Source organism: Geodermatophilus sp. CPCC 205761 (assembly GCF_051383655.1).
Taxonomy (GTDB): Bacteria; Actinomycetota; Actinomycetes; order Mycobacteriales; family Geodermatophilaceae; genus Geodermatophilus.
On the sequence record NZ_JALPKQ010000020.1, the window covers coordinates 40,733 to 55,261 of the forward strand.

General features: G+C 74.8%; 13 protein-coding genes. All 13 read left to right on the forward strand.

Going from position 1 to position 14,529, the window contains the following annotated elements; genetic code table 11:
• The first annotated feature begins 14 nt into the window (after nt 1-14).
• The 13 genes from MY526_RS14010 (at nt 15) to MY526_RS14070 (ending at nt 14,347) form a co-directional block, all read left to right on the forward strand.
• Entirely contained in the window at nt 15-608 is a 594-nt protein-coding gene (locus MY526_RS14010; RefSeq protein WP_436704122.1) for a cysteine hydrolase family protein, read from the forward strand.
• Nucleotides 608-2,080, forward strand: a complete 1,473-nt coding sequence (gene tcuA / locus MY526_RS14015; RefSeq protein ID WP_436704124.1) for an FAD-dependent tricarballylate dehydrogenase TcuA — start codon at nt 608-610, stop codon at nt 2,078-2,080. Before MY526_RS14010 ends, tcuA begins: the two co-directional genes overlap by 1 nt.
• A gap of 1 nt (nt 2,081) precedes the next feature.
• A complete protein-coding gene (locus tag MY526_RS14020; RefSeq protein WP_436692922.1) occupies nt 2,082-2,906 on the forward strand; it encodes an aspartate/glutamate racemase family protein in 825 nt (274 codons plus the stop codon).
• The gene (locus MY526_RS14025; protein ID WP_436692924.1) at nt 2,903-4,231 is read left to right on the forward strand and encodes an FAD-dependent oxidoreductase; all 1,329 of its coding nucleotides are present in this window, start codon (nt 2,903-2,905) and stop codon (nt 4,229-4,231) included. The genes MY526_RS14020 and MY526_RS14025 overlap by 4 nt, the downstream gene beginning before the upstream one ends.
• 97 nt (nt 4,232-4,328) lie before the next feature.
• Complete coding sequence (locus tag MY526_RS14030) at nt 4,329-5,195, forward strand: alpha/beta fold hydrolase (protein ID WP_436704126.1); 867 nt, start codon at nt 4,329-4,331, stop codon at nt 5,193-5,195.
• 74 nt (nt 5,196-5,269) lie between these two features.
• Nucleotides 5,270-6,055 (forward strand): N-acyl homoserine lactonase family protein, encoded by a 786-nt coding sequence (locus tag MY526_RS14035; RefSeq protein WP_436692928.1) that lies wholly within the window; start codon nt 5,270-5,272, stop codon nt 6,053-6,055.
• A gap of 121 nt (nt 6,056-6,176) precedes the next feature.
• Nucleotides 6,177-7,343, forward strand: coding sequence for an acyl-CoA dehydrogenase family protein (locus MY526_RS14040; protein ID WP_436692930.1), 1,167 nt, complete (start codon nt 6,177-6,179; stop codon nt 7,341-7,343).
• A gap of 80 nt (nt 7,344-7,423) precedes the next feature.
• The gene (locus MY526_RS14045; protein ID WP_436692931.1) at nt 7,424-8,962 is read left to right on the forward strand and encodes an MFS transporter; all 1,539 of its coding nucleotides are present in this window, start codon (nt 7,424-7,426) and stop codon (nt 8,960-8,962) included.
• Nucleotides 8,959-10,347 (forward strand): MFS transporter, encoded by a 1,389-nt coding sequence (locus MY526_RS14050; RefSeq protein WP_436704128.1) that lies wholly within the window; start codon nt 8,959-8,961, stop codon nt 10,345-10,347. Before MY526_RS14045 ends, MY526_RS14050 begins: the two co-directional genes overlap by 4 nt.
• A gap of 103 nt (nt 10,348-10,450) precedes the next feature.
• Entirely contained in the window at nt 10,451-11,404 is a 954-nt protein-coding gene (locus MY526_RS14055; RefSeq protein ID WP_436692935.1) for an ABC transporter permease, read from the forward strand.
• The gene (locus tag MY526_RS14060) at nt 11,401-12,312 is read left to right on the forward strand and encodes an ABC transporter permease (protein ID WP_436692937.1); all 912 of its coding nucleotides are present in this window, start codon (nt 11,401-11,403) and stop codon (nt 12,310-12,312) included. Before MY526_RS14055 ends, MY526_RS14060 begins: the two co-directional genes overlap by 4 nt.
• Nucleotides 12,309-13,364, forward strand: a complete 1,056-nt coding sequence (locus tag MY526_RS14065; RefSeq protein WP_436704130.1) for an ABC transporter ATP-binding protein — start codon at nt 12,309-12,311, stop codon at nt 13,362-13,364. Before MY526_RS14060 ends, MY526_RS14065 begins: the two co-directional genes overlap by 4 nt.
• Entirely contained in the window at nt 13,361-14,347 is a 987-nt protein-coding gene (locus MY526_RS14070; protein ID WP_436692940.1) for an ABC transporter ATP-binding protein, read from the forward strand. The genes MY526_RS14065 and MY526_RS14070 overlap by 4 nt, the downstream gene beginning before the upstream one ends.
• Nucleotides 14,348-14,529: the final 182 nt, after the last annotated feature.

Consider the following 14,529-nt stretch of genomic DNA (forward strand, 5'->3'; position numbering starts at 1 on the left):
ACAGGACCCTCCTGATGACCCGACCCGACACCGCGCTGCTGCTCCTGGACTACCAGGTGGCGCTGTGCGAGCACGGCCCGCACGGCCGCATGCCGGTGCTGGCCGACCAGGTCGCCGAGCGCAAGGTCGTCCAGACCGCCGCCGAGGTGCTCGCCGCCGCCCGCGCGGCCGGCCTGTTCGTCGCGCACGTGCGCCTGGCGTTCGACCCCACCTACGCGCTGCGCACCAACCGGCTGCCGCGCTTCGACGCCTATCCGCAGGGCCGGGCCATGCTGGCCGGCTCCCCGGAGGCCGCGATCGTCGCCGACCTCGCGCCGATCGACGGCGAGCCGGTGGTGGACAAGGGCTGCGTGGACCCCTTCGTCGGCACCCCGCTGATGCACGTCCTGCACGCGGAGGGCATCCGCACGCTGGTCCTCGGCGGGGTCGCCACCAACCTGGTCGTGGAGTCCGCGGCCCGGCACGCCGGCGACGCCGGGTTCCAGGTGGTCGTCGTCGAGGACATGTGCGCCTCGTTCTCACCGGCCGCGCACGAGTTCGCGGTCACCACGACCCTGCCCCTGTTCGCCGCGGTCCGGTCGGCCGCCGACGTGGTGGGTGCCCTGTGATGGCACAGACGTACGACGTGGTGGTGGTCGGGGCCGGGGTCGCCGGGCTGACCGCGGCCGTCGCCGCCGCGCAGGAGGGGGCGCGGGTCGTCGTCCTCGAGCGGGCGCCGGAGGCCGACAGCGGCGGCAACACCCGCTACACCGAGGCCTTCCTGCGGATGCGCTCGCTCGACGAGGCCGCCGACGGGCTCGAGGAGACGCTGCTCGGGGACGTCATGGGCCACCCGGACCCGGGCCTCGTGATCGAGACGACCCGCGACGCGGCCCGCCGCTCCGGGCTCACCCGCGGCTCGCACGTCGTCGACCCCGACTACGTGGAGACCTTCGCCGAGCAGGCCGGGCCCACGCTGCGCTGGATGACCACGCACGGGCTGCGCTTCGAGCAGCTGCCCACCCCGTTCCTCACCACCTCGACCACCCGGTGGGCGCCGGTGGGCGGCGGGCTGGCGATCGTGGAGACGCTCGGCGCGGCGGCCCGGGAGTCCGGCGTCGAGTTCCGCTTCCGCACCACCGCCCGCGCGCTCGTCGTGGAGGACGGCGTGGTCACCGGCGTCGAGACGACGACGCCCGACGGCCCGGTGCGCCACCGTGGCGCCGTCGTCCTGGCCTGCGGCGGGTTCCAGGGCAACGCCGAGATGATGGCCCGCTACACCGGCGAGCGGGCGCTGACCACCCGGCCGGTCGCCCGCGGCGGCAACTGGAACAAGGGCGAGGGCATCGAGATGGCGCTGGCCGCCGGCGCGGCCACCGCCGGCAACTTCGCGCTCTTCCACGCCGAACCGGTCGATCCGCGCTCCGGCGAGCCCGAGGCGGCGGTCTTCTGCTTCCCCTACGGCATCCTCGTCAACGCCGACGGGGAGCGGTTCGTCGACGAGGCCCGCGGCCCGGTCGACGCCTGGTACGAGCGGGTCACCCGGGTCATCCAGGCGCAGCCGGACGGCCTCGCGTACGTCGTCCTCGACGCGCGGGGGACGGCGGTGCCCAACCTCCGCTCGGCGATCCGCACCGACCAGCCGGCGATCACCGCGGCGTCGATCGCCGAGCTCGCCGCGAGGCTCGACGTCCCGGCCGACCGGCTGCAGGCCACGGTCGACGCCTACAACGCCGCCTGCCCCGACGGCGCCTTCGACCCGGCGGTGCCCGACGGGCTGGCCACGTGGGGGCTGACGCCGGCCAAGTCGAACTGGGCCACCCCGATCGCGCAGGCGCCGTTCACAGCGCTGCCGATCATGGCCGCGAACGTCTTCACCTTCGGCGGCCTGAAGGTGACCCCGCGCTCGGAGGTGGTCGACCGCGACGGCGACCCCATCCCGGGGCTGTACGCCGCTGGGGAGCTCACCGGCCTCTACTACTCCAACTACACCGGCTCGACGTCGGTGCTGCGCGGCGCGGTGTTCGGCCGGATCGCCGGGCAGCAGGCCGCGTCTCACCGCAGGGACGCCGAGCTGCTGGCCGCCGTCGGGGAGGCCTGAGATGCGGATCTGGCACCAGAGCTTCACCGTGCTCGACGACGTCCCGCACTACCGGGACGCCCTGCAGCGCCACCTGGACGCCGTCGCGGGCCCGGGCACCACGGTGGACCTGCACGGGATGCGGCCGGGCACCTATCCCTCGGACTACCCGGGCACGCACATCGGCTACGCCTACCTCTCCGGGCTGCACCGGGAGCAGTTCGTCGGCGCGGCGCTGCAGGCACAGGACGAGGGCTACGACGCCTTCCTCATCGCCACCGTGCCCGACACCGGCTACGAGGAGGTGCGCACGCTCGTCGACATCCCGGTCGTCGCGTTCGGGCACACCTCGGTGCTGGTCGCCGCGACGCTCGGCGACTGCGTGGGCATCGTGAACTTCATCGGGGCGCTCGAGCCGCAGCTGCGCCGCAACCTGCGGACCTACCGGCTCGACCAGGTCGTCGGCCCGATCGCCCAGGTGGACGCCCGGTTCACCGACGTGATGGCGGCCTACGCCGACCCGGAGCCGCTGGTCGAGGCGTTCACCGCCGCCGCCCGGGAGGTGGTCGACCAGGGAGCCACGGTGATCGTGCCGGGGGAGGGGCCGCTCAACGTGTTCCTCGCCGACCAGGGCGTCGCCCGGGTCGACGAGGTGCCGGTCCTCGACTCGATCGGCACCTGCCTGCAGGTGGCCGAGCTGCGCGCCGCGCAGTACCGCCGCACCGGGCTGCGGCCCTCCCGCCGCGGCTTCCACCACGCCCAGCCGCCCCGCGCGCTGGTCGACGCGGCCCGCGACTTCTACGGCACCGGCCGCACCGCCGCCCCCGTCGTCCCGGTCCGACCATGACCGAGACCGTGGAGGTCGACGTCGCGGTCGTCGGGGCCGGCGGCTTCGGCACGATGACCGCGCTGCGCGCCGGCCGGCACCCCGGCCTGACCGTCGCGGTGTTCGACAAGGACCTGCGCGACGGCAGCAACTCGGCGATCTCCAGCGGCAGCCTGGCCGCCGGCGGCACCCGCTTCCAGCGCGAGCTGGGGATCGAGGACTCCCCGGAGCAGCACGCCGGGGAGATCCTGGCCGCCAGCGGCGACGAGGAGGCGCGGGAGCTGGTCCTCGCGCTGTGCCGGGCGGCGCCGGAGTACGTGGAGTGGATCGCCGACGCCCTCGGCTACCCGGTCGAGCTGGGCACCGACATGCCGCGGGCGGGGATGTCGGTGCCGCGGCTGCACACCGACGTCGGCCGGCGCGGCGGCGGCCGGCTGATGGCGCACCTGCGCGCTGCGCTGGCCGGGCTGCCGGGCGTCGCGGTCGTGGACGGCGCGCCCGCGGTCGGCCTGCTCACCGGCGGCGCGGGCGTCACCGGCGTCGTCGTCGAGCAGAACGGCGCCCGCCAGGAGGTGCGCGCCGGCACCGTCGTCCTCGCCTGCGACGGGTTCGGCGCCAACCCCGAGCTCATGCGCGAGCACTGCGCCGCGCTGGGCGAGCCGTTCTTCGGGGGCACCAGCGCCAGCACGGGCGACGCCGTCCCGTGGCTGCGGGAGCTCGGCGCCGCGTTCGGCAACATGTCCGCCTGCCTCCGGCACGGGCTGGTGGTCGCCGGGCACGGCACCCGGCTCAACCCGGCGCTGCCCTTCCTCGGGGCGGTCCTCGTCGACGCCGGCGGACGGCGGTTCGTCGACGAGACCGCGTACGGCTACTCCGGCCTGGCCGGCGTGCTGCGGGGCGTGCCGGGGGAGCGGGCCGTGCTGCTGTGGGACCAGCGGGCGATGGACGCCGCCGCGGAGTCCGAGCTGATGCGCGAGTCGGTGCGGGCCGGTGCCTTCGGCCGCTTCGAGAGCCCGACCGCCGTCGCCGCCGCGCTCGGCCTGCCCGCCGACGTCCTCGCCGGCTCCCTCGCGGAGCCGCGGCCCGGCCGGCCACTGGAGGGCACGGTCCTCCACGCGGCCTGGGTGACCCACGGTGTGCTCACCACCCAGGGCGGGGCCCGCATCGACCCCCGCGGCCGGGTGCTGTGCACCGACGGGTCCACCGTGCCCGGCCTGCGCGCCGGCGGGGGGACGGCGGTCGGCCTGGCCGGCCCCGACTCGGCCGGCTACTCCTCCGGCAACGGCCTGCTGGCGGCGCTCGGGATGGGCTGGATCGTCGGCTCCGAGCTCGCCGCCCGGCGCTGAGGGCGGCGTCCCGCCGGGTGGCACGGCGCGCTTCCCCCGCCCGCCGGTCGCTCGTTGGATCGAGCTGCACGCCACCGACACCCAGGGAGCCGCCGACATGGCCACGCCGCAGACGAGCCCGGAGCCGACCGACGAGGGCACCAGCCGCTACGTCCGGACGCGCAGCTGGAAGATCCACTACAACGAGGCCGGCGAGGGCACGCCGCTGATCCTGCTGCACGGCAGCGGGGCCGGGGCCACCGGCTGGAGCAACTTCCGGCCCAACATCGGCCCGCTGTCGGAGCGCTTCCGCGTGCTCGCTGTCGACGCCCCCGGTTGGGGCCGGTCCGACGCCGCGACCCCCGACGTCTACGACCACCCCAACGCGGTGCTCGAGTTCATGGACGCCCTGGAGATCGAGAAGGCGGCGCTGGTCGGCAACTCGATGGGCGGCATGACGGCGGTGACCTTCGCCGCCCGCCACCCGGACCGGATCAGCCACCTGATCACCATGGGGCCGGGCAGCTTCTTCTCCGTGCCGCCCCTGTTCAGCCCCGGCGACGGGCCCAGCGAGGGGCTCAAGGTCCTCGCCGAGGGGTACCGGAACCCGACGCCGGAGACGATGAAGCGGCTGGTCGAGATCATGACCTTCGCGCCGGAGTTCGCCACCGACGAGCTGGCCAGGATCCGGGCGGACGCCGCCGCGGCGCGCCCCGACCACCTGGCCAACTGGATCACCGGCATGGCCGGCGGCGGCCCGGTGCGCACCGTGGCCACCCCCGAGCAGATCACCTCCATCCGGACCCCGGCTCTGCTGATCCACGGCCGCGACGACCGGGTGGTGCACTTCGAGCACTCGCTGCGGCTGGTCTCGATGATCCGGAACTCGCGGCTGGTGCTGCTCAACCGGTGCGGGCACTGGGCGCAGATCGAGCACGCCGCCGAGTTCAACCGGCTCGTGGCCGACTTCGTTCGCAACGCCTGAGCCGTGCGCCTGGTCTCCTACCGGCCGGCGGGGGCTCCCGGGGCGGCCGACGCCGTCCCGGGAGCGTCGGCCCGGTGAGCGCCGCGGTGTACGAGGTCTACGCGATCAAGTTCGCCGAGGACCCGGGCGCGGTGCGCGGCTCGCACTTCTACGGCCCCGAGCCGCGCCCGCTGGAGAGCCACCCCACCGACTACTTCGTCTGGCTGGCCCGCTCGGCCGAGCACGTGGTCCTCGTCGACGCCGGCTACACCGCGGCCACCGCGCAGCGGCGCAACCGCCGCTACCTCGCCTCCCCGGTCGACACCCTGCGCCGGCTCGGCGTCGCCCCGGCCGACGTCGGCACCCTGGTGGTGAGCCACCTGCACTGGGACCACATCGGGCAGGTCGCCGACTTCCCGGACGCGACGGTCGTCGTCCAGGAGCGGGAGACGCAGTTCGTGGCCGGCCGGTGGGCCGGCCGGGGCGACTTCCGCCGCACCCTGGAGCCCGACGACGTGGTGCACGTGCTGCGCCGTGCGTGGGACGGCGGCGCGCGGATCGTCGACGGCGACGTCGAGCTGGTGCCCGGGGTCTCGGTGCACCTGGTCGGCGGGCACACGCCGGGCACCCAGGTGACCCGGGTGCGGACGGCGGAGGGCTGGGTGGTGCTCGCCTCCGACGCCGCCCACTTCTACGAGAACATCCGGTCCGACCGGCCGTTCTCCATCGTCAACAGCCTCCCGGGCATGTACGCGGCGTTCGACCGGATCAGCGAGCTGGCCGACTCGCCGCACCTGGTGGTGCCCGGTCACGACCCCGAGGTGATGGCCGCCTTCCCGGCCGTGCCCGGGCTCGAGGGCCTCGCCGTCCGGGTCGCGTGACCGCTCTGGACCGGCCGTTCCGGCAGGCGGCACCGCTTCCTACCGCCCCGTCCGGAACCGGGGACACGATCGGCCGCGTCGGTCGCCTTGACCGTCACCCACCCGGATCGGAGGACGAACGATGCATGAGGTCCTGGAGCGTGTCGAGGAGATCGCCGACTACCTCGAGTCGCACGCCGCGGAGGCGGAGCAGGAGGGGCGCCTCCCGCAGGAGACGGCGCAGAAGCTCCGCGAGGCCGGGGTGATCCGGATGCTCCAGCCCAAGGACTACGGCGGCTTCGAGGCCACCCCCGCCGAGTTCTTCGAGACCGTGCTCGCCGTCGGTGCCCGCAACCCGGCCGCAGGCTGGGTCGCCGGCGTCGTCGGCGTCCACCCCTGGCAGCTCGGCCAGTTCCCGGTCAAGCTGCAGGACGAGCTGTGGGGCGAGGACCCGGACACCTGGATCGCCTCCCCGTACGCGCCGCTCGGGCGGGCCACGCCGGTCGAGGGCGGCTACCTGTTCAGCGGCCGGTGGCCGTTCTCCTCGGGCACCGACAACTGCGACTGGATCATCCTCGGCGGGCTGGTGACCGACGGGGCCGGGAACATCGCCAACCCCACGCCGCGGCACTTCGTCCTGCCGCGCGGGGACTACACGATCCACCACGACTCGTGGGAGGTCGTGGGCCTGCGCGGCACCGGCTCCAAGGACGTCTCCGTCGACGACGTGTTCGTCCCCGAGTACCGGGTCGGCGCGCTGGAGCGGTTCGACCACGGCGTCCAGGCCCGCGAGGTCGGGCGGGAGCAGCCGCTCTACGCCATCCCGTTCGGTTCGATCTTCCCGGCCGCGATCAACGCCGGCACCCTCGGGATGGCCGAGGGTGCGCTGGCCGCGTTCGTCGCCTACTCGCGCACCCGGATCACGGTGAAGGGCGGGACGACGACCAACGACCCGGCGCACCTGTCCACGCTGGGCGAGGCGGCCGCGGACATCGCGGCCAGCCGGGTGCACTTTCTCGACGACTGGAAGCGCGCCATGGACGTCGTCGAGCGCGGCGAGCACCTGAGCGACGAGTTCCGGCTGGAGCTCCGTCGCAACGGGGTGCGGGCCGTGCGCCGGTCCATCGACGCCGTCGACCGGCTCTTCGCCCACTCCGGCGGCGGGTCGCTGCGGCTCAGCCAGCCGATGCAGCGGTTCTGGCGGGACTGCCACGCCGGCCTGGTGCACGTCTGCAACGTCGCCGACCCGATGTACCAGGCCTACGGGCTCAAGCTGTTCGGCTACGAACCGGACCCCTTCGGCTGGTGACCCGGCTCCCGCCCCGCGACCGGGACCGGCCGCGGCGCGGGGGCGGATCCGGAGAGACCACGGCAGGCGGGAGGCCACGGGTGCGGCGCGGGCGGGGAGGGCACGGGCGGGAGACGGCCGGTGTCCCGCGCCCGGCGTGGGGCGTCCTCGCTGTCGTCTTCGTCGCGACGATCCTCATGTCGCTGTCCGGCACCATGCTCACCATCGCCCTGCCGGCGGTGGTCGACGACCTCGACGCCGGCTCGGTGCAGGCCACCTGGATCCTGCTCGGCTACATGCTGGTCAACACCTCGCTGCTGATCGTCATGGGCCAGGTGGCCGACTCGGTCGACCGGCGGCGGATGTTCCTCGCCGGGCTCGCGCTCTACACCGCGGCCAGCCTCGGGCTCGGGTCGGCCCCGACCGCCGAGGTGTTCCTCGCGCTCCGGGCGGTGCAGGGCGTCGCCGCCGCCGCCCTGCTGTGCAACGCGGTGACGATCCTCGCCGCGGTCTTCCCGCGGCAGCTGCTCAACCGGGCGATGGGCGTCTACCTGGCCGGCTTCTCCGTCGCCCAGGTCGCCGGCCCCGCCCTCGGCGGGCTGGTGACGACGTGGTTCGGCTGGCGCTGGCTGTTCTGGGCCACCGTGCCGATCGGGCTGCTCGCGCTGGCCGGCGGCTGGCGGCTGCTTCGCACCGTCCCGCCCGGACCGCGCCGGGCGGGCCGCGTCGACGTCGGCGGCAACACCGTCGTCCTCGTCGGGCTGGCCGCGCTGCTGCTGGGGCTGTCGAGCGCCAGCCGGGAGGGGTGGGGGGACCCGGTCGTCGTCGGCGGCATCGCCGTCTTCGCCGTCCTGTTCCCGGTCTTCCTGCTCGTCGAGCGCCGCGCCGCCCGGCCGGCGATCGACCTGGCGCTGTTCCGCGTCCGGTCGTTCTCGCTCTCCCTGGCCGCCGGGTTCCTGCTCGCGATGCCGCGGATGAGCGTCGTCGCCGTGGTCGGCCTCTACTTCCAGGGCGTGCGCGGCGCCTCACCCCTCGCGGCGGCGCTCGCGGTGACCCCGCTGGCGGTGGGCCTCACCGTGGGCGCGCTGGTGGCCGACGGGCTGACCCGGTGGGTGGAGGAGCGCCGGCTGGTCGTCGGGTCCGCGGCGGTCTGCGTCGCCGGGATGGGCGGGCTGGTGTGGGCGGTCGGCGCCGGCGGCCGCACCGTGCCGGTGCTCGTGTGCATGGGCGTGATCGGCCTGGGCAACGGCGTGCTGCACCCGCTGAACTCGAGCATGCTCCTGCGCAGCGCCCCGCCGGAACGGGCCGGTGGGGTGAACGCGATCCGGGTGATGGCACAGTCGGGAGGTATGACGCTGTCGACCGCCGTCGCGCTGACCGTCGTGGTCGGCGGCGTCCCGGCGGCCACGGCCGACCTCTTCTTCGCAGGCCGGGGCGGCGCCCTCGGCGCGACCCAGGTCGCCGCCCTCACCAGCGGTTACGTCGCGGCGCTCGGCGTGCTCACCGGGATCCTCGCGCTGGGCCTGGTGGTCGCCGCCGTCCAGCTGCGGACGCCGGGACCGGCCACCGGGCAGGCACCCGACCCGGTGGCCCGCCCGGCCGGCGCCGCGCTGGTCCCGTCGCCGGCGGGGAGGTCGTGACGCGGGTGGACGACGGCCCCGCCGGCCGTCGCACCGCCGACCCGGCCGACCCCGCGGCCGCCCCGCAGAGCCGGGACGACGCCGCGCTGACCCTGGCGCGCACCGAGCCCCCGGCGGCACCCGCACCCGCCCCGCGCGGGCTGCGGCACGCGCTGCGGGCGTTCCGCCACCGCGACTACGCGATCTTCTGGTGCGGCGCGCTGGTGTCCAACACCGGCAGCTGGCTGTCCAACCTCACCGTCCCGTACGTGCTGTACCAGCTGACCGGGAGCGCCTTCTGGGTCGGCCTGGCCACGGCCGCCCAGTTCGCGCCAAGCCTGCTGCTGGGCCCGCTCGGCGGGGCGTTGGCCGACCGCCACGACCGGCGGCGCGTCCTGCTGGTCACCCAGAGCTGCATGGCGCTGGCCGCGCTGCTGCTGTGGGGGGCGTGGGCCGGCGGCCTGCGCGACCCGGTGCTCGTGCTCGCGCTGGTCGCGGTGGCGGGCTCGCTGGCCGGCGTCAACATGCCCAGCTGGCAGTCGTTCGTGAACGACCTGGTGCCCCGCGAGGACCTCGTCTCGGCGATCACCCTCAACTCGCTGCAGTTCAACGCCGCCCGCTCCCTGGGACCCGGGATCGCCGGCGTGCTGCTGGCCGCCTTCGGTCCCGCCTGGGCCTTCCTGCTCAACGGGCTGTCGTTCCTGTTCGTCCTCGGTGCCCTGGCGCTGGTGCGGCCGATTCGGCCCCGCGGCCCGCGGCCGCCGCGGGAGAAGGTGCTCCGGTCCTTCGGGGCGGCGGTCCGCTACACCCGGGGGCAGCCGGGCATCCTCGTCGGCTTCGTCGTCGTGGTCGTCGTCGCCCTGCTCGGCAACCCGGTCTTCCAGTTCACCGTCGTCTTCGCCGAGGACGAGTTGCACGTCGGCCCGGTCGGCCTCGGCCTGCTCAACGTCGCCTTCGGGGTGGGCGCGGTGCTGGCCGCGCCGCTGGTGTCCGGTGGCCGCTCCCGCACGTCCGCGGGCACCGTCCGCTGGGGGCTGCTCGCCTACGGCGTCGCGGTGACCGGCTTCGGCCTGGCGCCGACCTTCCCGGTCGCGCTCGCCGCGCTGGTCGTGGTCGGTGGCGCGTTCCTCGCGATCATCTCCGCGGTCAACACCTCGGTCCAGATGATCGTCGCCGACGCCGTCCGGGGCCGGGTGCTCGCGCTGCGGATCATGGTGTTCACCGGCGCGACGCCGCTCGGCGCCCTGCTGCAGGGCTGGGTCGCGGACGTGGCCGGACCCCGCCCGACCGTGGTGGCCGCCGGCGTCCTGCTCGTCGTCGCCTTCGCCGTCCTGGCCCGGCTGCGCGGGCGGCTGCGGCTGGCCCGCCTCGACGACCCGCGTGACGAGGGCCCGGTCGCCGCCTGAACCGCCCGTGCCGGTCCCCGGAACGTGACCGTCGCCACTCCCCGGACCCGCCCCTAGCGTCCGGTCCGCCGGCCGCCGCGCCGGCCGGAGACGGAGGGTGGACGTGACCAACCTGAGAATCGTCGGGGCGCGCGTGGGGCACCTCGCAGCGGTCCTGCTGGGGGTGAGCTTCCTCGTCTTCGTCCTGCTGGACCTGCTGCCGGGCGACACCGCCGAGGTGATCGTCGCCTCCAGCGACAACCCCACGCCGGGCGCGGTGGAGGAGATCCGCCGCGAGCTGGGGCTGGACCAGCCGCTGCTGTGGCGCTTCGTGCTGTGGCTGGGCGACGCCGTGCAGGGCGACCTCGGGCAGTCCTACCGCACCAGCCAGACCGTGGTGGAGGCGATCGGCGACCGGCTGCCGGTGACCGTCGAGCTGCTGGTCCTGGCCGAGATCGTGTCGCTGGCCGTGGCCGTGCCGGTCGCGGTGATGGCGGCGCGCCGTCGGGACGGCGTGTTCGACCGGGTGACCGCCTTCTTCACCTTCGGCCTCCAGTCGATCCCGAACTTCATGGTCGCCCTGGTGCTGATCCTGGTACTGGCCGTGCAGCTGAGCCTCCTGCCGGCCCTGGGCTACGTGCCGATCTCCGAGGGGCTCGCCGACAACCTCATGTCGCTGACCATCCCCACGCTGGCACTGGCCGCCGGGCTCATCCCGCTCTACCTGCGGGTGCTGCGCAACGAGATGATCCGCACGCTGCAGGAGGACTTCATCCTCATGGCGCGGGCCGAGGGGCTGCGCAACCGCACGATCCTCTACCGGTACGCGCTCAAGCCCTCGCTGCCGACGCTGATCACGGTCGTCGGCATCAACATCGGGACGCTGGTGGGCGGCGCGCTGATCATCGAGCTGATCTCCGGCATCCCGGGCCTCGGGACCCTGCTGTTCAGCGCCATCAACAACCGCGACTACGTGCTGGTGCAGGGGATCATCCTCGTCGTCGCCGCCGCGTACGTCGTCGCGAACTTCCTCGTCGACCTCTTCCACTCCCTTCTGGACCCGAGGGTGCGCGCATGACCGTCACCGGCAACGTCGAGCCGGCGACCACCGCGGTGGTCGCCCCCGTCCCGCCGCCGGAGGCGACCGGAGCCCGCCGGCGCCGACGTCGCCCCCGCCGCCTCGTGGTCTCCCTGTCGCTGGGCTGGCTGGTGCTGCTGCTGGCCGCGATCGTGCTGCAGCCACTGCTGCCGCTGCCCGACCCGACCCGCAGCGACTACGGCGCGATCGCCGAACCGCCCGGCACGTCGGGGGCGCACCTGCTGGGCACCGACGAGATCGGCCGCGACATCCTGGCCCGGCTGATCACCGGCGCCCGGGTCAGCCTGACCGTGGGCATCGGCTCGATCGCCGTCGCGGTGCTCATCGGCGCGGCGCTGGGCATCTGCGCCGGCTTCTTCGGCGGGCGGGTCAACCGGGTCGTCAGCGGCGTCGTCGACGTGATGCTGGCCTTCCCGGCCCTCGTCGCGCTGATCGCCCTGGGCGTCTTCCTCGGCCCCGGGCTGGACACGATCATCATCGGGATCGGCATCGTCGCCTCGCCGGCGGTGGCCCGGGTCACCCGCTCCGCGACGATGGCCTTCACCAATCGCGAGTTCGTCACCGCGGCCCGCGGCATGGGCGCCGGCAGCTGGCGGATCCTGCGCCGGGAGATCCTGCCCAACGTGGTGGTGCCGGTCCTGGCCTACGCCACCGTGCTGGTCGCCGTGGCGATCGTCGCCGAGGGGTCCCTGAGCTTCCTCGGCCTCGGCGTCCCCCCGCCGGAGTCCAGCTGGGGCTCGATGATGGGCACCGGCCGCTCCGAGCTGGCCACCGACCCGCACATCGTGCTGCTGCCGGCCTTCGCCATGTTCATCACCCTCCTCGCACTGAACTTCCTCGCCGAGCACCTCGGCAAGCGCTTCGACATCCGGGAGTCGGTCCTGTGAACGGCACGACGGCGAGCGGCGGGGCGCTGCTCGAGATCGAGGACCTGCGCGTGCACTTCGCCACCCCGGCCGGCGTTGCGGAGGTGGTCAACGGCGTCTCGCTGCGCATCGAGGCCGGCACCGTGCACGGCCTGGTGGGGGAGAGCGGGTCGGGGAAGTCGGTGACCTCCCGGTCGGTGCTGGGCCTGCTCCCGCGGCGCAGCCTGGTCCGGCGGGACGGCGCGGTGCGGTTCGCCGGCCGGGACCTGTTCGGCCTGAGCGAGGAGGAGATGGGCCGCGACATCCGCGGCCGGCAGATCGCGATGGTCTTCCAGGACCCGATGACCGCGCTCAACCCGGTCATGCGGATCGGCCATCAGATCGCGATGCCGCTGCGGCTGCACAAAGGGCTGTCCCGGCGGCAGGCGCGGGACACGGCCGTCGAGCTGCTGCGCCAGGTCGGCATCCCCCACCCGGAGGCCCGGCTGCGTGCCTATCCGCACGAGCTCTCCGGTGGGCAGCGGCAGCGGGTGATGATCGCCATCGCCCTGTCCTGCGACCCGCAACTGCTCATCGCCGACGAGCCGACCACCGCGCTGGACGTGACGGTGCAGGCGCAGATCCTCGACCTGTTCGACCGGCTGTGCGAGGAGCGCGGGCTGGCCATCCTGCTGGTCTCCCACGACCTCGGACTGATCGCCGAGCGCTGCGACGAGGTGTCGGTGATGTACGCCGGCCGGGTCGTGGAGAGCGGGCCGGCCGAGGCGGTCTTCGACGCCCCGGAGCACCCGTACACGCGGCTGCTCGAGCAGGCCCGCCCGCGCCTGGAGAACCCGCCGCACACCCTGCTCAAGACCATCTCCGGCCGGCCGCCGCGCCTGGTCGACCTGCCACCGGGCTGCTCGTTCCGCGACCGCTGCCCCCGCGCCGGGGACGACTGCGCCGAGTCCTTCCCGCCGCTCACACCGTCGGCACCGGGCCGCTCGGTCGCCTGCCTGCGCCCGCACGACCTGCTGGTCCCGGTGGCCGCAGGTTCCCCCGTGTCCGCCGCCGTCCCCGGAGGGTCCGCATGAGCACCGCCATCCCGGCCCCGGTGGTCCTGGCCGGCGTCCGGCCCCGCGACCGCCGGATCCTCACCGCCGACAACGTCGTCGTGGAGTACCGCGCCCGCGGCCGGGCCCCGGTCCGGGCCGTGGACGACGTCAGCCTGTCGGTGCGGAAGGGGGAGACCCTGGGCCTGGTCGGCGAGTCCGGCTGCGGGAAGTCCTCGATGGGCCGCTCCCTGGTGCAGCTGCCGCCACCCACGGCCGGGGAGGTCCGGCTGGACGGCGAGCTGCTCACCGGGCTCTCGACGGCGCAGCTGCGGCCGGTGCGCCGGCGCCTGCAGCTGGTGTTCCAGGACCCGATCTCCTCCCTGAACCCCCGCCGGACGGCGCTGGAGATCGTCGCCGAGCCGCTGCGGCTGGTCGGCTCCGCCGATCCCCGGGGGCGGGCCCTTGAGGTGCTCGCGGAGGTCGGGGTCGACGACCAGATGGCCCGCCGCCGCCCGCACGAGCTCTCCGGCGGGCAGTGCCAGCGCATCTCCATCGCCCGCGCGGTCGTGCAGGAACCCGAGGTGCTCGTCTGCGACGAGCCGGTCTCGGCCCTCGACGTCTCGGTGCAGGCGCAGGTGCTCAACCTGCTGGAGCGGATGAAGGCCGAGTACGACCTGTCGATGGTGTTCATCTCCCACGACCTGGCCGTGGTGAGCAACATCAGCGACCGGGTGGCGGTCATGTACCTGGGGAAGCTGGTCGAGATCGCGCCGTCCGCCGACCTCTACGCCGCACCCCGGCACCACTACACGGCGCTGCTGCTGTCGTCGGTGCCCGGGCCGCGGACCGAGCGCCGCGCCCCCCGCGCCGGCGGCGAGGTCGGCCGCCCGGCCACCTCCGGCACCGTCGGCTGCCCGTTCGCCGGCCGCTGCCCGGCCGCGACCGAGATCTGCTCGGCGCAGATGCCGCCGCTGACCGCCGTCGGCCCCGAGCACGAGGTGGCCTGCCACCACCCGATCTGAGCGGGCCGGCCGGCTACCCGACACCGGCCGCCGGGCACCCGGCGGCCGGTGTCGCGTGCTGTCCGCGGCCGGGTCCTGCCGTGCACTTGGCGGCCGGGTCTGCCGTGCTGCCCCCGGCCGGGTCCTGCCGTGCACGTGGCGGCCGGGTCCTGCCGTGCCGGCCGGGCAGCACAGGCGTTCCG